The organism is Paenibacillus dendritiformis (assembly GCF_945605565.1).
In the GTDB taxonomy this organism is placed as follows: Bacteria; Bacillota; Bacilli; order Paenibacillales; family Paenibacillaceae; genus Paenibacillus_B; species Paenibacillus_B dendritiformis_A.
This window is the reverse complement of sequence record NZ_OX216966.1, coordinates 2130679-2155146: the sequence shown is the minus strand read 5'-3', so window position 1 is coordinate 2155146 and position 24468 is coordinate 2130679. Positions and strand designations below refer to the sequence as shown.

General features: G+C 57.4%; 24 protein-coding genes and 1 riboswitch. Of the genes, 2 read left to right on the top strand and 22 right to left on the bottom strand.

Features of this window, described 5'->3' with window-relative positions; translation table 11 throughout:
- Positions 1-291: 291 nt before the first annotated feature.
- The 11 genes from NNL35_RS09375 to NNL35_RS09325 form a co-directional block, all read right to left on the bottom strand.
- The gene (locus tag NNL35_RS09375) at positions 292-1983 is read right to left on the bottom strand and encodes a PucR family transcriptional regulator (RefSeq protein ID WP_040730369.1); all 1692 of its coding nucleotides are present in this window, start codon (positions 1981-1983) and stop codon (positions 292-294) included.
- Between the two features lie 208 nt (positions 1984-2191).
- Positions 2192-3337 carry a glycerate kinase gene (locus NNL35_RS09370; protein ID WP_006675673.1) on the bottom strand — a complete coding sequence of 382 codons (1146 nt, stop codon included), beginning with the start codon at positions 3335-3337 and terminating at the stop codon, positions 2192-2194.
- A gap of 64 nt (positions 3338-3401) precedes the next feature.
- Complete coding sequence (locus NNL35_RS09365) at positions 3402-4670, bottom strand: GntP family permease (protein ID WP_006675674.1); 1269 nt, start codon at positions 4668-4670, stop codon at positions 3402-3404.
- A 145-nt stretch (positions 4671-4815) separates the two neighbouring features.
- Entirely contained in the window at positions 4816-5982 is a 1167-nt protein-coding gene (locus tag NNL35_RS09360) for a sugar diacid recognition domain-containing protein (protein WP_006675675.1), read from the bottom strand.
- A gap of 189 nt (positions 5983-6171) precedes the next feature.
- The gene (locus NNL35_RS09355; protein ID WP_006675676.1) at positions 6172-6957 is read right to left on the bottom strand and encodes an SDR family oxidoreductase; all 786 of its coding nucleotides are present in this window, start codon (positions 6955-6957) and stop codon (positions 6172-6174) included.
- Between the two features lie 89 nt (positions 6958-7046).
- The gene (locus NNL35_RS09350) at positions 7047-7388 is read right to left on the bottom strand and encodes a VOC family protein (protein ID WP_040730372.1); all 342 of its coding nucleotides are present in this window, start codon (positions 7386-7388) and stop codon (positions 7047-7049) included.
- A gap of 196 nt (positions 7389-7584) precedes the next feature.
- Complete coding sequence (locus NNL35_RS09345; RefSeq protein ID WP_006675678.1) at positions 7585-8424, bottom strand: MetQ/NlpA family ABC transporter substrate-binding protein; 840 nt, start codon at positions 8422-8424, stop codon at positions 7585-7587.
- Positions 8425-8555: 131 nt separating this feature from the next.
- On the bottom strand, positions 8556-9224 hold the full coding sequence (locus NNL35_RS09340; protein ID WP_006675679.1) for a methionine ABC transporter permease: 669 nt from the start codon (positions 9222-9224) through the stop codon (positions 8556-8558).
- Positions 9224-10249 carry a methionine ABC transporter ATP-binding protein gene (locus tag NNL35_RS09335; protein WP_006675680.1) on the bottom strand — a complete coding sequence of 342 codons (1026 nt, stop codon included), beginning with the start codon at positions 10247-10249 and terminating at the stop codon, positions 9224-9226. The genes NNL35_RS09340 and NNL35_RS09335 overlap by 1 nt, the downstream gene beginning before the upstream one ends.
- Before the next feature lie 127 nt (positions 10250-10376).
- Positions 10377-10527: riboswitch (SAM riboswitch) on the bottom strand.
- A 71-nt stretch (positions 10528-10598) separates the two neighbouring features.
- Positions 10599-11300, bottom strand: a complete 702-nt coding sequence (locus NNL35_RS09330; protein ID WP_006675681.1) for a Cthe_2314 family HEPN domain-containing protein — start codon at positions 11298-11300, stop codon at positions 10599-10601.
- A gap of 15 nt (positions 11301-11315) precedes the next feature.
- A complete protein-coding gene (locus NNL35_RS09325) occupies positions 11316-13100 on the bottom strand; it encodes a UbiD family decarboxylase (protein WP_006675682.1) in 1785 nt (594 codons plus the stop codon).
- 256 nt (positions 13101-13356) lie between these two features.
- On the opposite strand from NNL35_RS09325, the gene NNL35_RS30345 reads away from it, so the two are divergent.
- Positions 13357-13491, top strand: coding sequence for a hypothetical protein (locus tag NNL35_RS30345; protein ID WP_269155981.1), 135 nt, complete (start codon positions 13357-13359; stop codon positions 13489-13491).
- Between the two features lie 111 nt (positions 13492-13602).
- Here the strand turns inward: NNL35_RS30345 and NNL35_RS09320 are convergent, their stop codons facing one another.
- Positions 13603-14553, bottom strand: coding sequence for a COX15/CtaA family protein (locus NNL35_RS09320; protein WP_006675683.1), 951 nt, complete (start codon positions 14551-14553; stop codon positions 13603-13605).
- A gap of 224 nt (positions 14554-14777) precedes the next feature.
- On the bottom strand, positions 14778-15116 hold the full coding sequence (locus NNL35_RS09315) for a thioredoxin family protein (protein WP_006675684.1): 339 nt from the start codon (positions 15114-15116) through the stop codon (positions 14778-14780).
- 154 nt (positions 15117-15270) lie between these two features.
- Between NNL35_RS09315 and NNL35_RS09310 the strand changes: the two genes are divergently transcribed.
- Positions 15271-16542, top strand: a complete 1272-nt coding sequence (locus tag NNL35_RS09310) for a DUF2515 family protein (RefSeq protein WP_006675685.1) — start codon at positions 15271-15273, stop codon at positions 16540-16542.
- 113 nt (positions 16543-16655) lie between these two features.
- Here NNL35_RS09310 and fabG read toward each other — a convergent pair whose 3' ends face one another.
- The 9 genes from fabG to NNL35_RS09265 all read right to left on the bottom strand — a co-directional run bounded on the left by fabG (position 16656) and on the right by NNL35_RS09265 (position 24443).
- Positions 16656-17399: a 3-oxoacyl-ACP reductase FabG gene (gene fabG / locus NNL35_RS09305; protein ID WP_006675686.1), complete on the bottom strand. Its 744-nt coding sequence runs from the start codon at positions 17397-17399 to the stop codon at positions 16656-16658.
- Between the two features lie 124 nt (positions 17400-17523).
- A complete protein-coding gene (phaZ, locus tag NNL35_RS09300) occupies positions 17524-18444 on the bottom strand; it encodes an intracellular short-chain-length polyhydroxyalkanoate depolymerase (RefSeq protein WP_006675687.1) in 921 nt (306 codons plus the stop codon).
- Positions 18441-19487, bottom strand: coding sequence for a 3-oxoacyl-ACP synthase (locus tag NNL35_RS09295; RefSeq protein WP_006675688.1), 1047 nt, complete (start codon positions 19485-19487; stop codon positions 18441-18443). Before NNL35_RS09295 ends, phaZ begins: the two co-directional genes overlap by 4 nt.
- Positions 19477-19716 carry a hypothetical protein gene (locus NNL35_RS09290; protein ID WP_100226274.1) on the bottom strand — a complete coding sequence of 80 codons (240 nt, stop codon included), beginning with the start codon at positions 19714-19716 and terminating at the stop codon, positions 19477-19479. Before NNL35_RS09290 ends, NNL35_RS09295 begins: the two co-directional genes overlap by 11 nt.
- Positions 19713-20729, bottom strand: a complete 1017-nt coding sequence (locus tag NNL35_RS09285; RefSeq protein WP_006675690.1) for a branched-chain amino acid ABC transporter permease — start codon at positions 20727-20729, stop codon at positions 19713-19715. The genes NNL35_RS09290 and NNL35_RS09285 overlap by 4 nt, the downstream gene beginning before the upstream one ends.
- Positions 20726-21595 carry a branched-chain amino acid ABC transporter permease gene (locus NNL35_RS09280; protein WP_006675691.1) on the bottom strand — a complete coding sequence of 290 codons (870 nt, stop codon included), beginning with the start codon at positions 21593-21595 and terminating at the stop codon, positions 20726-20728. Before NNL35_RS09280 ends, NNL35_RS09285 begins: the two co-directional genes overlap by 4 nt.
- Positions 21596-21624: 29 nt before the next feature.
- Entirely contained in the window at positions 21625-22329 is a 705-nt protein-coding gene (locus NNL35_RS09275) for an ABC transporter ATP-binding protein (RefSeq protein WP_006675692.1), read from the bottom strand.
- The gene (locus NNL35_RS09270; protein WP_006675693.1) at positions 22301-23107 is read right to left on the bottom strand and encodes an ABC transporter ATP-binding protein; all 807 of its coding nucleotides are present in this window, start codon (positions 23105-23107) and stop codon (positions 22301-22303) included. Before NNL35_RS09270 ends, NNL35_RS09275 begins: the two co-directional genes overlap by 29 nt.
- A 16-nt stretch (positions 23108-23123) precedes the next feature.
- The gene (locus tag NNL35_RS09265; protein ID WP_006675694.1) at positions 23124-24443 is read right to left on the bottom strand and encodes a substrate-binding domain-containing protein; all 1320 of its coding nucleotides are present in this window, start codon (positions 24441-24443) and stop codon (positions 23124-23126) included.
- Positions 24444-24468: the final 25 nt, after the last annotated feature.

Genomic DNA, 24468 nt, shown 5'->3' with positions numbered 1-24468 from the left:
TGAGTCGATGGGAGAGTGGTCATAAGGAACTCCATGCATATACGCTTTCCTGACTCGATGGGAGAGTGGTCATAAGAAGCTCCGGGCATAGTCGCTTTCCTGACCCGATGGGAGATTGATCATAAGAAACTCCGGGCATAGTCGCTTTCCTGACCCGATGGGAGATTGTTTATAAGAGGCGTCACATATTTGTGTTCTCTAGCTTTTGATATGCCAAAAACTCCGCTAACAAAGAGCTCGATGGCTCTCCTTAAGCGGAGCCTGGATGGTGAAGGCCGTATGTTGTCTTGACTACACGCCCACAAGCTCTGGATGCGATGCGACAGGATGATCGTTGAGCAAGACGAGAATTTTCAATCCGACTTGGACCGACAGCATCTCATCCGGGTCATCCATATCCATGCCGGTGATCTCCTTGATCCGTTCAATCCGGTAGGTCACGGTCTTATAGTGGACGTACAGCTCCTCGGCTGTTTTGGCGGCGTTTTGGTGATGCTCTAAAAACGTCTGCAGCGTTTTGATTAAATCTTCCCGGTTCGGCTGTTTGTAGGCCAGCAATTTCTTTAATGATAGCGGAATGAACTTTGCGAGTTCGTCGGCATCTTCGATTTGACAGAGCAAGCGGTATATGCCCAAATCCGCAAAGGCCGAAATCGCGGAATTGCCATTAATCAATGTCCCAAGCTGCAATGCATCTTGGGCTTCCTTATAGCTGCGGGGCAGCTCCGATATCGCATGGGCCGCATTCCCGATCCCAACCTGCAGATCGATGCTTTGAATTCGTTTGCAAAATGTGTGCTGGATGTTCCTGGCTGCCGCCTTTATCATGCGCAAGGAGGCTGTTTTATCAGCTGGAGGAGTCTCGATCCCCCACAGTACAACGAGCTGATCGTTACGGATCCGGATGGTGCCTTCCGGTAGCTGCCGCTGAATCATATCATACAGCAAGCGCTGATATGGATGATGAAGACTGTACAGATCCAGTTCCTTCTCATCGTAACCATCCACAATCTGCAGCCGGAACAGCACGACGACATAGGTCTTGTTCAAATCCCAGCCAATCAAATTGGCCCTCTGGTATACGCTCTGCAGCGATTCGATCTTGGCGTTGAGCAGATCATCGATTAAGTCGTCTTTGAATTTCATCTCCACTTCGGCTACGGCATATTGCTTGACGAGATCGAGCGACAAGGAGGTAGCTGCGTTTTCAATAGCAATGAAATCAAGCGCTTCCACGGTTTTGCGCGTCTCATGGATAACGAGATGTATCTTGATATGATTTACTGTTTCTACCGGAACAACAAGATGCTCGCACGTTCGTCCCCCCCATTCCGGGTAGAGCACGCGCTGCCGGTAACAAGCAAATTCCGTATCGATGCGGGCACCATCCACTTCCTCGTGATCCAGCACCTCAAACTGCACCAGATCCGGGTCGGTCGCCGATATGGGATAAAAGTTCCGGTCAAATAAAGTAACCGGGTTGCCAATCAGTTTTTTCAAGGACATGATAATATTTTCCGCACCTTTATTGGCAAGCGTAAGCGCGATAAATCGGTCATGGACTTCTTTAAAATACTTGAGCTTTACCACTTGGTTGTTAAAAAGTAATTCCATCACCGGATACATAATTTCACGATAAGGAACTTGCTTCGGGATTTGAATGATAGGCAGATGAAGCCTCTCTGATGCTTCAATGATGCCGGATGGAATATCATGAACGAATCGCCCCGTCTTGATAACGAGAGCGCTTACTTTTTTATCAGACAACTGCGCCATGAAGGTCTGCTGCTCGCTATAATCGAAAGATTGCAGCGGGTAAAGACTCGTCAACAGCAATTCTCCCCCGTTGATCCACTCGGCGATATCCGGCGCTTCAATTATTGTCACTCCGCGAACAAGGTTGTTCAGACCCTGCTTGCCGCTGACGACGAACGCTTGCTTCAATGTGTCGATCTGTAACAAATCCTTGACCCTGAATTCTATGATGTCCGCCTCCTCTCGGTATAGAGGTAGATTCGTCGAGCAAAGAAAAGCCAATATCGTATTTCATTGCTTCTTACTTAACAGTATATCATGTCAGCATGCAATTCTTCATATATCGACATGAGCAAGATGAATTTTTTGTGACCGTCCTGACATGAAAAGAGGCGGCGCCTTCCAATAAGAAAGCGTCCGCCCCATATCACTCGCCTTATTTTGTCAGACTGCCGCCGCATTGCAACGTCTTCGCAATGTTGCGCGCCGTGCGCTCCATATTGGAAGCGGCTTGTCTCATCGCCTCGTCCAGGCTGCATACGCCGGGCACGATCGTGAACACCATATCGATGCCGTGCTCATGCACCACTTCATGCCCGTCCGCCAGCGAGCCCGCGATGCCGATGACCGGCACGCCATACCGCTTGGCCGTGTTGGCCACGCCCATCGGCGTCTTGCCATAAATCGTCTGACTGTCGATGCGGCCTTCCCCCGTAATGACGAGATCCGCATCCTTCACATGCGAAGCAAGCCCGGTCGCTTCGATGACGATATCGACGCCCCGCTTCAGCTCGGCGTCCAAAAAGGCAAGCACGCCCGCGCCAAGCCCTCCGGCTGCGCCCGCGCCGGGAATGCCGGCCACGTCGCGGCCCAAGCCGGTCTTAATCATCGCCGCATAATGGGCGAGATTGGCGTCGAGCTGCCGCACCATGTCCGGCCCGGCGCCTTTCTGCGGGCCGAATACGGCCGAGGCCCCCCGCTCTCCGGTCAGCGGGTTGTCCACATCGCACGCGGCCACGAAGGCCACTCCCTTCAGCCGCGGATCGGCTCCGCTCATATCGATGCGGGCGATGCGATGCAATTCCCCGCCGCCATGGCCGATGTCCGCGCCGCCGGCGTCAAGCAGCCGCACGCCGAGCGCCTGCGCCATGCCCGCGCCGCCGTCGTTCGTGGCGCTGCCGCCCAAGCCGAGAATAATCGTGCTGACGCCTTCGTCCAGCGCCGACTGAATCAGCTCGCCTGTACCGCGCGTCGTTGTCGCAAGCGGATTGCGCTGCGCCGGCGGCACGAGCGCAATCCCTGAGGCGGCCGCCATCTCGATGACCGCCGTCTTCCCGTCGCCCAGCAAGCCGTAGAACGCGGTCACGGGCGTGCCGAGCGGTCCCGTCACTTCGCGGTGAATCAAGCGTCCGCCTGTCGCATCGACCAAGGACTGAACCGTGCCCTCACCACCGTCAGCCATCGGCACATGTACGATTTCCGCTTCAGGGTAGACATGGCGCCATCCTTTCTCTATCGCATGACATGCCTCCATTGCGGACAAGCTCTCTTTAAATGAGTCTGGAGCAATTACAACCTTCATTTCTCTCCACTCCCTCTCCATCAAACCTTAACCAACGGAATCTACTCCCCAGTGCAATCCCGGGTTACAAGAACCAGCCGAATACGCCGAACACCAGTGTCGAGACAATGGCCAGGACGAGACCGATCGCCGTCTCATACGGAATGAGACGCAGCCGCTCCTTCATCGCCATGTTAACGCTTCCGCCTGTCGCGTGGAAGAAGCTGCCGTGCGGCATATGGTCGAAGACGGTCGCACCGGCATGAATCATGGCCGCAGCGCCCAGAGAAGCGACGCCAAGCTCCATAATCGTCGAGCCGAACACCGAGCTTGCGACCGCCGTGCCTGCCGTCGTCGAGGCGGTGGCCAAGGACATGAACGCGCCGCTTATCGGGGCCAGCAAGTAAGCCGGCAGGCCGGAAGAGGCCAGACTGTCGATGATGACATTCTTCAATTGCGAGTTCGATATAATGCCTGCCAACGTCCCCGTGCCGAGCAGCATAACCGCTACGCCCGTCATTTTGCCCAGGCCCGATATCGCATATTGATTGATCTGCTTGATGCGCCCCATGCACAAAGCGCCAACGAAGCCCCCGGCCGGCAAAGCGATAATTGGATCGATGACGATGCCGGCCAGCGGGCGCAGCGCCAGCAGCACAATCGCCGTGAGCGGAGCCATCATCGCCGCCAGGAAGCTTGGAAGCTGCTGCTCGCCATTGTCAACGCTTTCTTGAACAGCAATCATTGTGCCCTTCTTCGTCAATCGCTTCGCGATCATATAGGTGACCAAAAGCCCAAACAGAGCCGGTATAATTCCCGCCATCATCATCGATGTCAGCGGAATGTTGAATGCCTCCGCCGCCGAGATGGCGTTCGGATTCGGCGACATAATGTTGCCGGCCTTGCCGCCGCCGATCATGGCAAGCAGGATCGCCATACGGGACAAGCCGGCACGCTGCGCAATCGCGAGCGCAATCGGCGCCACCGTAATGACCGCGACGTCGATGAAAACGCCGACCGCCGTCAGCACCATCGTCGCGAACGCCAGCGCCAACAAGGCGCGCGTCTCGCCGACCTTGCGAACCAACGTCTCGGCGATTGTCTTGGCCCCGCCCGATTCAATCAGGACGCCGGCCAGCACGCCGGCCGCCAGGATGCGCAGCACGGCCGGTATCATGCCCTTAGCGCCATCCATCATCAGGTTTACGGAATCGACCAACCCGATTCCACCGACGATCCCGCCGGCGAGCGCACCAATCATCATGCCGTACGCCGGAGGAACTTTACGCAATATCAACACAATGGCTACGACCAATGCCGTCAAAGCACCGAGCACAGTTACAGATACGTCCATAGTGTACTCCCCCTAAGGTGTTATATCAAATCCTTGTACTATTACTGTACCTGTAATGTGAAAGCGCTTCATCATGCATAAAAATGAAATACAGCGCTTTACTGAGCCTGTTTTTTGTTCAAATGCACAATAGATGCGGACCCGCTCAGACGCTGCTCTCGTTCTCCTTGTCCCCCAAGGCGCTTAACCAGCGGGCCGTCATCAGCGTATATAAGTCGCGAAAATGCTTCGGGTCCTTCCCGGTCGCTTCATGAATACGCTGCAGGCGGTAACGAAGCGTATTCCGGTGAATCGCCAACCGCTCCGCGATGCGCTGCTGCTCGCCGTTCTCCTCATAATAAGCCTGGAGCGTCTGCTGCAGCTCCCCGCTCTTGTCCTCCTGCGCGAACCGCCGCCATAGCCGGCGCAGCTCTTCCCCTATCCATGACGGCTTGACGTTGGCCGCCGCGGTCTCGTTCGGCATGTCTTCGCTGTAATATACCGTCTGCTCCGGGAAAATCGCCTGGCCCGCCCGCATCGTATCCTGCGCGGAACGGTATGACGCGATTAAGCCGCCGATACCGGAATACGCTTTGCCGACGGCGATGCGGAGGGGCGCAATCTGCTTCTCCTCCAGCAGTCTACGGATGCGGCCGATGCCTTCGCATATATCGGCCCCCGGCTCGCGCGGATGAAGATGCGGCTTGAACAGCACGATCTGGCGCGTATTGCGGATGGCGATCAGGTCAATAGCGGGCCGCCCCTCCAGCAGCTCGACCACCCGCTTGAGCGTAGGCAGGGCATCCGCGTTCTCCGTCCCTGTCAACTCCATAATGCACGCGACGCGCGCCCGATCCGGATTGAAGCCGATCCGTTCCGCCTGAAGGCGCAGCATGTCGTTATCCTTGCCGTCCGCGTGAATGACGGATAGCAGGAAATCCTCCTTCATCCGCTTGTCCCACTGGGCTTTTTCCAGCAGATCGGCTTGCTCCAGATACATTTCCGCGGTCATTTTCACCAGCTCGCCGTACTTGGTCACCTCGTTCGGATCGCCGGTAATGCCGATGACGCCCACGACTTCGCCCTGGAACTGAATCGCCAGATTCGTGCCGGGCAGCACCCCTTGCAGCTTGCGCGCGCTCTCCTCATCTATCTCGAAGCGCCCCTTCCGCTCAATGGCGATGACCGCCCCTTCATGCTTCTGATATAAGCGCGAACGGTCTCCGGACCCGATAATCCGCCCTCGTTCGTCCATGACGTTCACATTATAGTGAATGACTTGCATCGTCCGCGTCACAATTTCCTGCGCCAATTCTTTGGTCAGTCTGCTCATCTTGTCTACCACCTGTTCGTCTCACGCGATATGAAAAAACGCCCTCCATCCGGCTGAAAAGCGCGGCGCACCGCGCTCTTGTCAGGACAGGGGCATTAAGCTCCAGCATAACGCAATATACACCCTTACTAGAGGTTGTTCAAAAAATAAACTTTTATAACCGCATGCCCGAGTTTGTCGTTCCCCGGCTCATGTAAGGTTGCCGATATTGGCCCGTATCGGGTCGAGTCCGCCCGATACATTCATGATATTGCCCGTGAAAAAATCCGATTGCTCCTCGCACAAAAAGCGAATGACCCGAGTCACATCCTCGCCCGTGCCTGGACGGCCGCGCGGCGTCTCTTCATCCTTCACGCCCTGCACCTCGTCGATGCGCCGCTCCTTGTTATCGCCGCGAATATCTCCGGGGCAGATCATGTTGACCGTAATGCCATACGGAGCCTCCTCCACGGCCAGCGTCTTCGTAAAAGAGACGAGTCCGACCTTGGCTGCGGCGTACACGGCGCGATGCGGCCACGAACGAGCTTCTCCCGCATGGCCGAACCCGTAATGGATGATTCGCCCCCACCCGCGCCGGCGCATCGAGGGGAGCAGCATATGATCGAGCAGCATGACGCCGGTCAGGTTGCCGTTCAGCAGAAACAGAATTTCCTCTTCGGTATAATCAGCGAACAGGCGGCGTTCCCGGACGAAGGGTCCGGCATTGTTGACGACGATATCCGCCATGCCTATTCGTTCATTCATCGTATGGACGAGCCGCTTGACATCTTCCGTCTTCGAAATGTCGGCTTGGACGAGCAAGCAGCGGACTCCCATGGAAGCAATCCGGCGTTGGAGCTCGGTTGCCTCGCGTTCGCTATGCATATAATTCAGAACAATGTCATGTCCGGCTTCGGCCAAGGCGAGCGCGGCCATTTTCCCCAGCCCTTTGGCACTGCCTGTAATCAGCGCAATCCTGCGCTCCTGTTCCAACATCATCTCCTCCTCCCGGCCTCCGCATCATTCCTCTTCAGTATATGCGATTTGCCAGGGCAGGACAACTTGAGGCCGGACGTCATACGACCTTAGAAGGAGCATACCTCCAAGGCGTTGCCGCAATGATCTTGAAATAAAAACCACTGCACGCCTTCCCCTTCCTCCACCGCAGATACCTCGACTCCGGCAGCCCGCAAGTGCCGATGTGCGGCTTCCGCATCCTTCACATAGAAATTGAATGCCGCCTCCGCCGCCGGGCGGAACGATGAAGCTTCCGTCTTCAGCAACGTGAGGGGCGTCTCGCCCAGCGCCAGGACGGCAATATGATCATTGTCCCATTTCAGGGCAAGCCCGAGCACCTCCATGTACCATGTCTTGGCCGCGTCCAGATCAGGCACACGGACAAATACCGTATCGATTCGTTCGAACATGACATCTTCCCCTTCCAAAGAGATATAAGTCCCTTGAACGGTTTCTGCAGCCGGCTTTGATCTCCTTCCGGACTTTTCTAAAATGTTTCTTAAAATCATCGTCCTCCTCCTGCTCCCGGACGCATGACAAAACCCCCTTGCATGACAGACATTGTGCCGTACAAAGGGGCTATTCGAGTAACGAAGATCAAGCTTCTTAGAACGCTGGGACGATGGAGCCTTCGTATTTCTCACTGATGAACTGCTTCACGTCATCCGATTGCAGCGCAGCCAGCAGCTTCTGGATTGCATCGCTGTCTTTATTGTCGCTCCGCGCCGTCAAGATGTTCGCATACGGGGAATCCTTGTCCTCGATGAAGAGGGCATCCTTCGTCGGATTGAGTCCGGCTTCAAGCGCATAGTTCGTGTTGATCAGCGCCAGGTTGACTTCATCCAGCGTACGCGGAAGCATTGCCGCCTCAAGCTCTTTGAATTTCAGATTTTTCGGATTTTCGGCAATATCCTTCACGCCGGCGTTCAGGCCAGCACCTTCCTTCAGCTTGATCAGGCCTTGCTTCTCCAACAGAAGGAGCGAGCGGCCGCCGTTGGTTGGGTCGTTAGGAATCGCCACCGTATCGCCGTCCTTCAGTTCATCGATCGATTTGATCGATTTGGAATACCCACCGAATGGCTCCACATGCACGTTCCCCACACTTACGAGATCATAGCCCTTTTCCGTAACTTCGTTGTCCATGTATGGCTTGTGCTGGAAGAAGTTCGCATCCAGCTGCTTCTCGTGTACCTGCACGTTCGGCTGCACATAGTCCGTGAACTCTTTGACCTCGAGTTCAATGCCTTGCTCCTTCAGCTTCGGCGCGATATGCTTCAGAATCTCGGCATGCGGCACCGGCGATGCGCCGACAACCAGCTTCACCGTCTCCTTGCCGCCTTCTCCGCCCGCCGCGTTCGTATCCGTTCCGGCATCTTGCTTGCTGCCGCAAGCCGCGAGCACGCCGATCAGCGCAATCAACGTCAATACATACGTCCATTTTTTCATGTCTCTCTTCTCCTCCCATTAATTCCCCATTTTGATGTTGTGTTGCTTATACACTTCGTATATGGAAGCTCGATACCGAGCGAATTCCTTCGTTATCCGCAGCCGGACCCTTGCGGGCCATGGCCTGCTAGCTACTTGCGGGTGAACCGGCGGACGAACGCGTCGCCAATCCATTGCAGGATCTGCACGAGCAGCACCATAATAAAAATCGAAATAATCATGACTTCAAATTCGTAGCGGTGATACCCGTATCGAATCGCCAAGTCCCCGAGACCGCCGCCGCCGACCATGCCTGACATCGCCGTATAGGTGACGAGCGTCACGGCCGTTATCGTCGTGCCGGCGATCAAGCCCGGCATCGCTTCCGGCAGCAGCACCTTGCGCACGATCTGCCAAGTGGAAGCGCCCATCGCCTGCGCGGCTTCGATGACGCCGCGGTCCACCTCGCGCAGCGAGGTCTCCACCAGGCGGGCGAAGAAAGGCGCAGCCGCAATAACGAGCGGCGGAATCGTGCCTTCGACCCCGATCGAGGTGCCGACAATCATCCGGGTAACCGGAATGAGCGCAATCATCAGAATAACGAACGGCGCGGAACGCAAAATGTTGACGATGAAAGATAATACGAAATATACAGTCCTTCCGGCGGTTCCTCTTGATTTCCCTGTCAAATAAAGCAGTACGCCGAGCGGAAGCCCGATCACGACCGTGAACAACACGGAAAACAGCATCATCGCCAGTGTATCGTTTGTCGCCGTTCCGAGCTCGTCCCAGTTGATTTTGGAGAAATCCAGATCCTTCATTACGCGATCACCTCCACTTCGAGTCCTCTATCCTTCAGCGCGGAGAGCGAACGCTCGACATCCGGCTGGCCGCCGTCCAGACGAACGACCAATTGTCCGTATGGAATATCCTTCATGCGCGATATCGTCCCCTGCAGTATCGTGAAGCGGACACCCGCTTCGGTGAGGACGGTTTGCAGGACGGGCTCATAGGTGACATCGCCCAAGTAATTGATCTTGACGACGCGCGAGTGCTCCCCTGCCTGCCCCTGAAAGGCCATCCACGGCTGCAGGTCGGCGTCATGGCGCTCCTCCATAATGAACTCCCTCGTCACCGGATGCTGCGGCTTCAGGAAGACGTCGACCACTTTGCCTTCCTCCGCGATGTGGCCGGCATGGATGACCGCGACCCGATCGCATATCGCTTGAATGACATGCATCTCATGGGTGATGAGCACGATCGTGATGCCGAAGCGGCGGTTAATATCGAGCAGCAGCTCCAGAATCGACTGCGTCGTCTGCGGATCGAGCGCCGAGGTCGCTTCGTCGCAGAGCAGCACCTTCGGATCGTTGGCAAGCGCGCGCGCAATGCCGACCCTCTGCTTTTGTCCCCCGGACAGCTGCGCCGGATATTTATTGCTGTGCTCCTCCAGTCCGACGAGACGGATTAATTCATTCGCCTTCGCCTTCACTTGGGCGGCCGGCGTGTTCTGCAGCCGCAGCGGGAAAGCAATATTGTCGAACACGGTCGCCGAGGACAGCAGATTGAAATGCTGAAAAATCATGCCGATCTTGCTGCGCTGCTCCTGCAGCTCCCGCTTCGACAGCTTCATCATGTCTACCTGATCCACGAACACCTTCCCGGAGGTCGGGCGCTCCAGAAGGTTGATGCTGCGCAGCAGTGTGCTCTTGCCGGCGCCGGAGTGGCCGATAATGCCGAAAATTTCTCCCTGCTCTATCGTCAAACTGACATCATTCAATGCGAGAGGTCCGGATAGCTTGCCTTTGACTTCATATTGTTTGCTGATATGCTCCAGACGAATCAATGATAGTTTTCCCCTTCCTAATTAGCGGTGACCTGTATCTCTGTATTCACGCCAAAAGCCCCCTCTTGGCAGATGCCAAAAGGGGGCTGTATCATGTGCTTCTTGTTTCCAGGTGGGTTAGCGCCCTTTCTTATCTGCCAGAACTTATCCGTTCTGAAGGAATTAGCACCATTGACACCCTGCAATCTTGCGGCAGCGGTAAGCTGCGAGCAAATACGGGTTGCAGGATCGGTTGCCGGGCTTCACAGGGCCTGTCCCTCCGCCACTCTTGATAAGAAATCGTTATGAAATTATTCAAAGTATATGATATTACTCGGATATTGTCAATTAACTTTTTTTACCTTACGTTTCATTTTTCCAGGGCAAGGAGGGCGCGGAACGATGCGGTAAGCGCGCCGCACACCATCTGCATGCCTTCTTCCACGTCGTCCATATTCGCCTGGATATCCTCCAGCCGCAGCTTGCTGTTCAAGCTGCGGTGCCGCTGCCACAGATCGTCCTGCATCTCCGCATTCATATAGTGAATCTCGGTATTGCGGCGCTTGCGCAAGCGCTGCATCGCTTCTCCATGCAGCTGCTTGAGGCCGGACAGCTTGTCGGTCAGGCGCGGATGCCTGCCTGTCAGGTGCAGCCGGCGGAGCACCGTGAAGTAGGAGAAAAAATGCTTCATTTGCTCCGTCTCCAACCGCAGCACCTCATTCAGCAGCGTCCCCAGCTTGTCCAGGATGGAGAAGACGCGGATGAATGCATTTTTGTAAAAGTAGACGTGGCGGAAATAATCATCCAATTCATGATCATTCATATCTTCCTGGTACTGCTTCGTCACCCGCTCCGCATACTTGCCGGAAGCATAGATGCTCTGCTCCAGCTCATCCAGCGATGTGCGAAGCCCGACCGTCCAGATTTCGATTTTGCGCCAGTAATGCCCCGGATCCCCGCCGTTGTCCATCTGCTTCCTTACATGCGACAGATAGCGATCTATCGCCTCCATCGCTTCCTTTAACGCGCCTTCATCCCTGCGGGGCTCTTCCCCGAACAGGCTTCGCAGCATCGTGACCACCCCCGATTAGAATCCGTTCGGGAAATAGTCTTTCCAACGATCGTCCACCCGTTGCACGATATCTTCCCGCGGGAACAATTCGTCCGGGTAGCCCGGCTTCATGCGTGCATCAATAACAATCGGCAGTTGATACGCAATGTGGTGATTTCGGACTTCCATCCGCGCGTATATATCAGAAGCAGGGTTGAAGCGGGTGAACACCGTCCACAGGAAGGACAACTGCGTGCGGGCCACTTGGGCATCGTCCACCAGGAATACGAGCGGCCATGGCGTCTCCTGATCGGCCAACCGCTCCATCAGCCGTTCCGCCAACTGCGGCTCGGCCTCATAGGACGCTCCGGACATCGTCAGGCACCCGCGGCAGAATACGGCCACATCCGATATTTCATCAATCGGGCCTCCCTCGTACGTATGCGGAAGTTCGCGAACCGGCTCGCCGACCCCCAGCATGATGCCCTTGCTGCCGTGATTCAGCTTGTGCCCGGTATAATCGAGCGTATCATGGGACGTATTGTTCAGCACATACAGATCCGACTCCGGTTGGAAGCGCTCCAATACGTTCTCCATCAGCTGCGCGAAATTGTCCAGATCGACATCCTGATCGGTAAGCATCAGGAATTTGGTCAGGCTGAGCTGGCCTTCCCCGAGAATCCGGAAGCCGCTCAGCATCGCCTCGCGCGAATAGCTCTCGCGGACGACGGCTGCGGCCAGCGAATGGACGCCTGTCTCCGGATAAGGATGCACCTTGCGCACGCTCGGCATGACCATCGGGAAGGCAGGTGACAGCAATTTGACCAAATACTCGCCCAAATAGTAGTCCTCCTGGCGCGGCTTGCCGACGATCGTCGCCGGGTAGATGGCGTCCTTGCGGTGATACATGTGCTTCACATTGACAATCGGGAACTCATGCGCCCACGAATAATAGCCGTAATGGTCGCCGAACGGCCCTTCCAGCCGCCGCTCATGCGGAGGCACGTAGCCCTGGATGACGAATTCGGCTTCCGCCGGAATGCGATGCCCTTCGAAGCCGCTGTCCACGACAGGCAGACGTTCGCCCATGACGAAGGAGGCCATGAGCAGCTCCGGCAGCTTCTCCGGGAGCGGCGCAATGGCTGCCGCAATCAATGCGGGCGGGCCGCCGACGTAGATCGATACCGGCAGCGCCTCGTTCCGGAGCTCGGCTTCATGGTAATGGAAGCCGCCGCCTTTTTGAATCTGCCAATGGATTCCAGTCGTTTCATCATCGTATATTTGAACCCGGTACATTCCCAGGTTATGATCGCTGCCCTTGCGTGCGGGATGCTCGGTGTAGACGAGCGGGAGGGTAATGAACGGCCCCCCGTCCAATTGCCAGCTCGTTAACGCCGGCAGGCCTTTCATCGGCATATCGGTCCGCTTCACGTCCATAATCGGCGCCTGAGCGGATGATACGTCCTTCATGCCTACCTTGAGCAGGCCCAGCAGTTCTTTGACCAGGCTTCGTTCTTCCCACAGCTTCTTCGGCGATGGAGGCATGAAGCGATTCACCGCTTCGATGCATTTGTTGGCGAACTGCTCCGGTCTCGGCCCGAAGGCCATGTCCACCCGCCGGGTCGTCCCGAACAGGTTCGTAGCTACGGAGAACGGGCTTCCCTTCACATTGGTGAACAGCAGGGCGGGTCCGCCTTCCTCGATCACCCGCCGATGAATTTCGGCGATCTCGAGATACGGATCGACTTCGGCTTCGATGACCGCCAACTCGTTCTCCCGCTTGAGCGTATGAATGAAACTGCGAATATTGGAAAATGACAACGCTAGCCCTCCTTAGATCGTTAGCTGGGTGAATAATTGCCGAAAATCGGCTCGTTATAAGGATAATTCTGTAATACGCGCCACAGTAACGTACTATTATGTAGTATATCTGTTTTTCATGAGAACCTAAAGCGCTACAACCGGACAGCTTACGACAATGTAAGTGAATCGTAAGCAGGTTGCATGGCACCGCCCCATCCGTACCGGTAAAATAAAAGTATGTTAAGCCAAACCACATTACGGGAGGTAGATGTTCATGAGAAGCATGAATCGGGAAACAGAGCGCAGACGTTGGAATGTCCGTTGGCTGGCTGCAGCGAAAGCGGCCGCGTCCGTACTGCTGTTCGGCGCTCACGCCGAAGATGCCCGTCAATTGAGAGAAGGAGCGTAAATCGGCTTATGTTCACGGTAACCCCCACGCAATACAAGAAGAAGCAGCTCGCTTGTAGCACGTTAGCCCGCCATGGCGCCGCGCACCGTCAAGTGACTGCTTCTTTTCGCTTTATGTCCGTTCCCGCAGCTGCCATACGCGAATGCTCATATGGCATAGCACGCTGAACAGTCCGCAAATCAACACCGCATGCAGCATTCCCGCAAATAAATACCAATTCTCATCCGTTATCGCAAAAACAACGATCGCCCCGCTTATAATCTGCCCCGCACACAGCGCGATGGACCATATCCCGCACAGCTGAATCTCACGGTTATCCTTATGATGGTGGTAGGCGAAATGCGCCATCACCGCGACGACAACCAGCAGCAGCGCTGCAGCCACCCGGTGCATGAAAGCGATTGCGGTTCCTCCCGCCATATCGGGGATCCACTCGCCATTGCAGAGCGGCCATCCCAGGCAGCCCCCGGATGACTCCGTATGCCGTACGAAGGCGCCGACGTAGATAACGATATATGTATATAACCATGTGAACCAGACGGCGTAGCGGAACGTATCGCTGATTGTGCCCGCATGTTGAACGATGCCCCGTTCATACCTTCGCAGCGCCAGACACAGCAGGAAGGAGGAGGCGAACGCCAGCAGGGAGATTCCGAAATGCAGCGCCATAACCGGCGGTGACTGGGTAAAGACGACGGCGAGCGCCCCCATAATCGCCTGAATGATGGTAAAAATGAGCGTCAGCAACGAATACATGACTGCGTCGCGCTTGTCTCGCGCAAAGCGAAACACAAAAATAAATGATGCCAGTACAAGAATGCCCACAATCCCGGTTACCATGCGGTGCGAGTATTCAATCATTGATTCGATGGTGTAGGCAGGCACGAATTTGCCATTGCACAGCGGCCAATCGGTGCCGCAGCCTTGGCCGGAGCCCGTCTTGGTGACAAGGGCGCCGTTCAGCACGACGATGAACATGCCGATGCAGGTGGCGTAAGCCAACAACTTCAATTTACGGTAGATGTTCGAATTCACCAGTTTCACCTGACCCGTTATTTTCATTTGAAATCAATCACGCTTCGACCTTTTTGAACACGCATTATTAAAATAATTCTTACCTACAAAGTATGCCAATCGTCCCCATTATACAAGATTTCCTAATCGAATGTACGGCAAAATTGTGACAAATATTACACATCCCCTGAAAACCGAATCAACGCGCTTCCAGTGCGCACATATAAAAAAATCCGCCCCATCCAAGGGCGGATCATGCGTTCTCTTCTGGCTTACACCGCTTCAGACACCGCGATGGCCCGATCTGCGAACTGTTCAATCTCCGGCCGCGTCTTGCGCAGCTTGTTGACGAAGCGAATCGTCTCCTTGCCGTTCTTGAAGGCGACGAAGCTAGGAATGCCGAGAATGTGGTACTGCTGGGCCACATCGACCAACGCTTCCGCATCCACCTCGAAAAATACGGCTTTGCCCTCATACTGCGCCTCCACTTCCGGCATGAACGGATCAATAAAGTGGCAATCCGGGCACCAGGACGTCTTGAATACGGCGATTGTCGCTAACGGCTGGGCAATCAACTCTTTAAAACGTTCCACTGTTTGTACTTTTTCCATCACGCTTCACTCCCAACTAAGTTGTTTTCAAGATAAACCAATTTGAAATGAAAAGTCAAATCGCAAATAGGTTCACAGGCGCGTCAATTTGGACATACTAGTAAAAAAATGAACGGAAAACAAGGGATTTCCGGGAAAGGAGAGCGCAAATACGATGGAATCCTCGTCCCCTACCCGCTGGCGGTACGCCTGGCGCTTGCTTCGGCATGCCGTAGACAGCGCCTGCGCCGCCATGCGCAATCTATGGACTAGCGTGCGCAGGCAGGCGAGAAGCATACGCTACCTGCGCGCGATGGAGTGGAACCGGGCCGCATCCAGACGGACGGAAGAGCGTCTCCACCGGATTATCGCGGAGCGGAGCCGCCCGCATGCCGAAGAGGCCCGAGCCCATGAGCGGCAAAGCCTGACATCCGAAGAGTTGAAGCTGCTCGCTCATATTCGCTATGCGGCAGCGGCCGCGAACCGGAACAATGTCACCCGGGCCGCAGCCTACCTTCGGGTCTATAATCAGCACCCGGAGCTGCATTGGGCCTTGCTTGCCCATACCGTCTCCCGTAACGGAGGCTGGAGTATGACGGACCTTCAGGGGGAATGGCTGCCGCGCATCATGAGCCCGGCGCAGCGCCTCTGGTCGTTCCGCATGCTGGAGCGAAGCAATGCCCTTATTTTTCACGACGCCTTCCCGCAGCTGCTGTTATATGATGCCAGCCGTCGCGAAGGGCGCAGCCTGTTCCATCTGCTTCCGCACCTGGGCGTATCGGGATTCATGGTTCCATTCTGGGACAGCTTCTGGGTTCAGCCGGACAGCCCCCTGCTGACGACCGCACTCATCATCAATGAACAGAACGTCATCGAAGGAAGCGTCGTTCAGAATGAACAGTTCCGCGAGCAGGTCATCGCGAAGTGGGATTTCCGCCTGCACGGCTGGATGCAGATGAATCAGGTCGTTATCCCGCTCGGAGTGCCAGCGGTGCAGGAGCCTGCCGTTCCACTCGTCGGACTGACGCTGGAGAATTTCTCCGATCTGGACGAGCGGATCGCGTTCGGACGCAAACTATACGCCCTGTTATTCCATGTCCCTGATATCTACGGAAGGGCGTTAAGCTTCATGCGCGGCGTCCCGCACACCGGATCGCGCGCCGACTATTGGCCGCACGCCTTCACCACCCAACCATCGGCACAGGATCATGCGAAGCTGCCGGTGGCGCATCGGGCCTACAGTCCGCGGCTGGCCGATGCCTGGCCGGACGAGCCGTTGCCGCCCGTCGGGGCCAGCGATTGGTTCGTCGACGACCGGATGCTGAAGCATCTGCAGCCGACGCGCCCTCCTCTCCAGGCGGACATGACGTTGCCGCATGATCGGCTATGGAAGCAAACGGCTTCGCTCGCCGGCTTCATTCATCCCGGCCGGACGCAGCATTCCTGAACTCCGCCGCTGCCCGCTTCAACATATAAAAAAGGATCTTGCGCCGCCGCTTCACGAGGCCGGCCAAGATCCTTTTCTTGTTCGAGCCGCTATACCGCGGCTTCGTTCCCTTGTCAAATCGACAGCCCTCCGTTCACTTCAATGACGGCTCCGTTAATATAGTCCGCTGCGCCAGACGCAAGGAACAGATAGACCTGCGCGACATCCTCCGGTTGTCCGAGCCGGCGCAAAGGAACCTTGTTCCGCATGCTGTCGACAATGTTCTCCGGCATCTTCGCCACCATCTCCGTTGCGATAAATCCGGGCGCGACCGCGTTCACGCAGATGCCTTTGTAGCCAAGCTCGCGCGCCCATGTCTTCGTCATGCCGATGACGCCCGCTTTGGCGGCGGCATAGTTGGTCTGCCCGATATTGCCCTGCACGCCGACGATGGAGGTCGTGTTAATAATCTTGCCCCGTCCTTGAGCGGCCATATGGGGCGCGGCATGACGAGTGCAATAGAACACGCCGTTCAGATTCACATCGATGACATCGCGCCACTGCTGCGGCGACATTTTCAGCAGCATCGCGTCACGGGTGATCCCGGCGTTATTGATCAGCACCTCGATTGCACCGAAGCGCTCCAGCGTCTTCTCCATAAGCTGCTGCACGCTGTCCGGATCCGCGACATTGCATGTGACGAAGAGCGCGCGCTCCGCTGCGGACGGTCCAAGATCATTGAAGAGCCGTATCCCCGCTTCTTCATCGAAATCGGCGATAACGACATTCGCCCCCGCATCCATGAACAGCCGCACGGCCGCTTCGCCAATCCCATTGGCCCCGCCTGTAATGATTACCGTCTTGCCCTCAAGCTTCATATTCCCCCTCCTGTCTGATTCCTTTCCTTTGCCTGCGGCGGTCCCTCAGGCGGTTCCGTCAGGCGGTCCGGCAGGTCGCCCTGCCCGCATGTCCCGCCTCCCCTGCCTTCCCCGCTTCCCCCGGTCATGCTTCCGGCTGCACGGCGATGTCCGCCGCCAGGAACTCCTCCACCGCTCGCAGCAGCTGCCCCGGATCATCGACAAGCGGCGAATGTCCGCAGTCCTTCAGCGGGACGAACCGGGCGATCTCTCCCAGATCGGCGAACGTCTCTGCCGCCATCGCTTCGCTGATAACCATGTCCCGATCTCCACGCAGCACAAGCGTCGGGGCGGCAATGCGCCGCACCGCGCCGCTGCCGGCGGCCGCCTCATTGTCGAACAAGCTGACATTGAACGTATTTAACGCATGATATACGTCCATCAGATTGCGCTGCGTCAGCATATCATCGAGATACGCTTCATAACGGGCTTCCTCCGGCCGGTTCTTGTCATAGATGACCGCTTCGTACAGCCGCTGCAAAAATGCGCGGTCGCTCCGGGCGATCGCTTCCGCGATCAAGCGGTTGCGCGCCAGCGCCTCGATACCCGCATAGCTCGCGATTCGTCTGCTCCTATCCGGCAGGCCGCTGCCGCCATCTTCATGGAACGGATATCCGCGGGTCGATACCGAAGCCAATAAAATCAGCTTCGTCACCGCCTCAGGACAATCCGCAGCCAGCTCCATCGCGACGCCGCCGCCTGTCGACCAGCCCATGACTGCGAACCGGTCCAGTTCAAGCTCCCGGCAGAACAGCTTCACGTCATCGGCGAAGTCGCGCAAAGCGCTGATCGGCTCATGATACGTCGAGATGCCGAAGCCCCGCAAATCGATCGCATACAGTTTATAGCGGGGATCCAGCCGCTCCAGCGCCACATCCCAGTGGTAAGAAGAATTCATATTGCCGTGAATCAGCAGCAGTACCTCCTCCCCGCCCTCCCGTTCACGGTAACCAAGCGTCTCCCCATTGGGCAGCAGGACCGATTTCAATGTGGTCTTCGCCTTCATACGGAATCCCCCCATTTCAATGTGAGCGCCCCCCAAGCATAGCCGATGCCCGCTGCGGCCAGCACAACTAGGCTTCCCGGGCGAATCAGGCCTTGCTTCACGCCCAGCTCGATGCATATCATCGGATCGAATTGACCGATATGCCCGAATTCATCCAGATACACTGATCGCCGGGCCGGAATGCCCAGCGACTGGAGCACCGCCTCATGGGCGGATCGCTTCATATGGAGCAGACCGATAAAATCGATCTCGTCCGGACGCCAGCCGCTGCCGCGAACGGAGCGTTCCACCACCTCGGTGAACCGGGCCATCGACACCGCGTCGAGCCGGCTCTTCATCCGGCCGGGATCAGGCACCCGGAACCGCGGCTCTCCCTGCGCGATCAGCTCCGCCGTCAACGGCCGCTTGGTCCCGCCCGCCGCGATAATGACATCCTCGGCGAAGGAGCCGTCCGTTATCACGGCCGTCTCCAGCACTTCCGGATAGGCGGCGCTTGCACCCCGGCGCAATATCATCGCTCCGCCGCCGGCGCCGAGATTGGCCATGAAGCGGGTATCGGGGTCGGACAAATCAATGAGATCCCCGTTGCGGTACCCGCCCGCCAGCAGGACGGTCGAGATGCGCGCATCTCCCTGCATCATCGCCTTCGCCGTCTTCACGGCCATCAACGCCGTGCAGCAGCGGGACGACAGATCGAAGCCCCAGGCGTTGACGGCGCCCAGATCGTCCTGCAGCTTCAGGGCGGCCGTCCATACCGGATATTCTTTATGCTCCTCGCCAATATAGATGACGAGATCAATCTCACCCGGATCGATCGCCGCCCGGGCCAGCGCTTGCCGTGCCGCCCGCACCCCCATCTCGCAAGGATGATCCTCCGGCCCGGGAACCGGTTTTTGCTTAATGCCGAGCTTCGTCTCGACGATCTCCTGCGGGATGCCGGATGCCCGCGCGATATCCGCACTCGTCATCCGGCCTTCCGGGATATAGATCCCCGTGGCCAGCAAGCGGATCGCGTCCGCTGCGTCATGTCCGTTACCGATCATATGGCATGTTCCCCCGTTTCATTCGCTGCTGCATGAACAGCACCGCTTCCTCCCAGGAAGCGACCGTCAGTTCTTCCTGCCCCTGAACATAAGTGACACGTATGCGCCAAGCGCCGCAGGAAGCATCATCGTACCGCGTCTGGCAGCGGATGACGAAGGAGCCGACCGCGGTTCCGCCATCCGCCCTCTCGGGCTGGCTATAGCCCTCCCTGCCGCCGTGCCCCATCATCCGGCTTCCTCCTTCCGCACAGGCCGGCAAGCCGCCTTCCGGTCACGCCCGGGCCGGCCTCCTCCGCGCGTCCCTATCCAGCTGCGCAGCGTGCCAACGATACCGGCCGGGAACAGCAGCACGACCAAGATATACAATAAGCCGAAAAAAATGATCCATCGCTCGAATATCGGATGGAATTTGGCCAGCTCCGATAGTCCGTGATGCGCCCATTCAATAAGGGAAGCGCCGATGATCGCCCCATACAGCGTCCCTACCCCGCCGATAATCGTCATTAACAAAGCGTTCAGCGTCATGTCCATTCCGAAGACCGTCGTATTGACGAAGCGCAATGTCAGCACATACAGCGACCCGCTCAGACTGGCCGCCATGCCTGCGACCACGGTGGCCATCACCTTGTAATGAACGATCTCGTAGCCGAGCGACTCGGCCCGCTGCTCATTTTCACGAATGGCCTGCAGCACCCGGCCGACCGGGGATTGCGTAAATCGGCGCAGCAGCAGGAATATGGCCGCCATCACCGCCAGCGCGGTCAAGTACAGAACGGTCCGGTCCTTCATCGCGGACGGGATCGGGAAGGTGAAGCCGTCATTGCCGTTCGTCAGCGAGCGCCATTTCTCCGCCAGCACCAGCAGCAGGCCCGAGAAAGCGAGCGTCAGCATCGCGTAAAAATGGCTTTTCAGCCGCAGCGAGAGCATCCCTACGATATAACTGAGCAGCGCGGACAGCACCATGCCAGCCAGGACGGACAAGATAAGCGTTCCGACGGAAGGGCCGAGCCGTTCCAGCATGATCCCGCTCGTATAGGCTCCGATGCCGAAAAACATACAGTGGCCGAACGAGACGATTCCCGTATACCCGAGCAGAATATCGTAGCTCATGGCAAAAATAGCGAAAATGCAAATCTGCGTCATGACGATGAGAAAGCTGCGTGAATCATTGACAACGGGCAGCAGCGCCAGAGCCGCGACCAGCGTCAGGAACCCGGCCGTTCCGATTCGGTTCGTTCTCATCCCGCTCCCCCCTTCGCCCCGAACAAGCCGGAAGGCTTGATGAGCAGCACGATGACCATCAACAGCATATTGGCGGCAAGCGACAGCTCCGGCACGTAATAAGCCATGAAGGCGCCCGAGAGGCCGACAAGCACCGCCGCCAACGCGGAGCCCTGAATGCTTCCCATGCCGCCGATGACGACGACGATGAAGGCCAGGATGGCGAATTGCATCCCCATCTCGGCGAAGATCACGCCCGAATACGGCGCGAGGAGTGCTCCCCCAAGCGCCGCAAGGCCGGCTCCCGCCATGAATACGAGCGTAAACACGCGGCGGATCGGGATTCCCAGCGCCTGTACCATCTCGGGATTCATCACCCCGGCGCGCACGATAATCCCGATTTTCGTCCGCTTCAGCACGAACAGCAGTCCGGCAAAGACGATCGCCCCGACGCCAATAATGAACAAGCGATATTTAATGAAAATGATGCCGCCAATCTCCCAGCTGCCGTTCAGCAGCGGCGGAACGTCGGCCTTGAGCGGATTGGGGCCGAACGCCACCTTCAGCAGTTCGCTCAAGACGAGCATCGCGCCCAGCGTGACGAGAATCTGCTGAATCGGATTACCGTACACGGGCCGGATGACGAGCCGCTCCATGACCAAGCCGATCAGCATGCCCATGAGGACGGCGCCGATGACGGCCGCGGCGAACGAGCCCGTCGCGGCATATACCCATACTCCGCCGTACGCTCCCCAGGCGAACAGTCCGCCATGCGCGAAGTTCAGCACGCCCATCAGTCCGAAAATAAGCGTAAGCCCCGACGCCAACAGGAAGATCAGCATTCCCGTCGCCAGTCCGTTGACAAGCAAATTGATAATGCCATTCAATGTTTCTATCCCCCCGTTCCGCGGGCCGGCTATGCGATGCCCAAATATTTGCGCCTCGTCGCTTCGTCCTCCTGCAATTCCGCCATCGTTCCTGCGGCCACGATGCGCCCTTCATCCATCAGGAAATACCGGTCCCCGATACGGCTTGCCATCATGAAGTTCTGTTCCACCAAAAGCACGGTCGTCTTCGCCTTCATCTGCTCAATGGCCTGCATCAGCTTCTCCACCATAATCGGAGCCAGTCCCTTGCTCGGTTCATCGATAAGCAAAAGCCGATTATCATTCACATATGCCCGCGAGATGGCCAGCATCTGCTTCTGCCCTCCGCTGAGGAGCCCCGATTTGCGGCCCCAGAAGGCGCGCAAATCCGGGAACAGCTCCAGCGCCCATTCGAGCCGCGCCTTCGTCTCGTCGTCATGGCGCCTCATCGCGATGCGCATCGTCTCCCCTACCGTCAGCTCGGGAAAAATCCCCTGATCCTCCGGAACATACCCGAGGCCCTGGCGCGCTATCCGATGCGTAGGCAGCGCTTCAATTCGCTCGCCTTGAAAGCGGATCTCGCCCCTGGATACCGGATTCAGGCCCATAATCGAGCGGAGGGCGGTCGTCTTGCCCGCGCCGTTCCTTCCCAGCAGCACCGTAATCTCCCCTGCCTTCACCTCGAAGGTCACGCCCTGTAAAATATGAAATTGCCCGATATGCGTCTCAATTCCCTGCACTTGCAGCAGCGTCATCATACAGCCCTCCCAAATAAGCCGCCTGCACCGTCTCGTTGCTCATAATCTCCTCCGGGCGTCCGTCCGCCAGGAGCCTGCCGCCGAACAGCACGGCGATCGTGTCGGACAAATCGAGCACCATATCCATCTTGTGCTCGATCAGCACGATCGTGCGCTTGCCTTCTTCCTTCATCTTGCGGATGACCTCCAGGATGGCAGGGACTTCTTCAATCGAGATTCCGGCCGTCGGCTCATCTAGCAGCAGCAATTCCGGCTGCAGCGCGAGCAGCATCGCCAGCTCCAGCTTGCGCTTCTCCCCATGCGCGAGATAAGCGGCCAGCGCCCCGGACCGGTTGCCGAGCAGCACCATGTCAAGCCAATGCTGCGCCTCCTCCTCGAAGCGGCGGAACGCTCTCGGCGATGCATGCCAGTTCAGGCGGACGCCCTGCCGCGACTGAACGGCGAGCCGCACATTTTCAAGCACGGTCAGATTCGGGAACACGTTCGTCATCTGGAAGGAGCGCCCCATTCCCAGGCGCGTGCGGCGGAACGGAGGCAGCGCCGTGATGTCTTGGCCGTTGAAGCGGATTGTCCCGGCCGTCGGCCGCAGCTGTCCGCTGAGCAGATTGAACAGCGTCGTCTTGCCCGCGCCATTCGGCCCGATAATGGACTTGAAGTGATGGCGCTCTATCTTCAGGCTCACATCCCGGACGGCCGCATGGCCTCCGAAGGCAATCGTCAGCCCGTCCGTTGCCAATACAATATCATCGGCACGAGCGGATTCGGTCCCGTTCATGCCCTCACCTCCCCGGCTACCGTTTGTTGCGTATCGGCGGAGCCGTCTCCTCCGGCGACAGCTCGCGAATCAGCACCGGCTCCGGATAATCGAGCCCGTCCCGCTTTTTCAATGTAACCGCATATAAGGTCTGCAAGGCCTGGTGATCCTCGGCCCGGAACGTCATCTTGCCCTTGGGCGACTCGAAGCTCATCCCTTCCATCGCCGCAATTAATTTATCCGTGTCCGCCTCGCCCCCGGTTTTCTTCAGCGCTTCGACAATCGCGATCGCGGCCGACATTCCTCCCGGCGTGAACAGATCCGGCAGATCGCCATTGAACCGCTTCTGATGCTCTTCCACCAGCCATTGATTGACCTCATTGTCCGGCAACGTGTAATAGTACACCGAGAATCCTTCCATTCCCTCCAGCTCGTGCATCGTCTTGAGGGCGGCGATATCCGGCGCGCCGGTCGATATTTGAATGCCCTGCTCCCGTACCTTCATATCCTGCAGCTGCTTCCAGGGCGTGTTCGCTCCGGCCCATACAATGAACAAATAATCCGGCTTGGCGCTCACGATCTTCTGAATGTTCGCCGTGAAGTCGGTCGCCGCGGCATCGGCATACTGCTCCTCCACAATCACCGCCCCCAGCTTCTCGGCCGCCTGTATGAATGCGGCGATGCCGTCCCGCCCGAACGCGCCATCGGGTGCGAACGTGGCGATCTTGACGCCCGGCTTCGCTATCGCCGCCGCGCCGGCAACCGCATCCTGCGAGGAGTTGCGCGCCGTACGGAACACATACCGGTTCCACAGCTCACCGGTGATGCTGTCGGCAACCGCCGGCTCGACGACCATCACCTTCTCATACTCTTCCGCCAGCGGAACCACGGCAAGCGTATCGCCCGAGCTGGAGGAGCCGACGAGAAAATCGACTTTATCGGTCTCGAGCAGCTTGGTCGCTTTCTTGACGGCCACATCGGGCTTCGTCTCCGTATCTTCGATGATGAACTCGATGCTGCGGCCGGCCACGGTTCTCGTTCCCCCGGTCGCATAATCAATGCCGAGCTCGAATCCGCGCGTGCTCTGCTTGCCGTACGATTCGAGCGCGCCCGTCATCGAAGCGAGCACGCCGATTCGAATCGGCGGTTGGCCGGCTCCTTCCGCACTATCGGCCTGCCCCTCCTTCCCCTTGCCTTCGCCGGAACCGCCGCCGTTCGCCGTCTGGCCGGAAGCGCCGCCATTGCCCGCCCCCGCGCCGCCGCTTCCGCAAGCAGAGACGGCGAGAAGGACAAATGCAAGCAGACCGAGCATGCATATACGCGGCATGCGCCGGAATAAAGCATGATGATTGAACACGACAAAACCCCCTTACGATTCAATT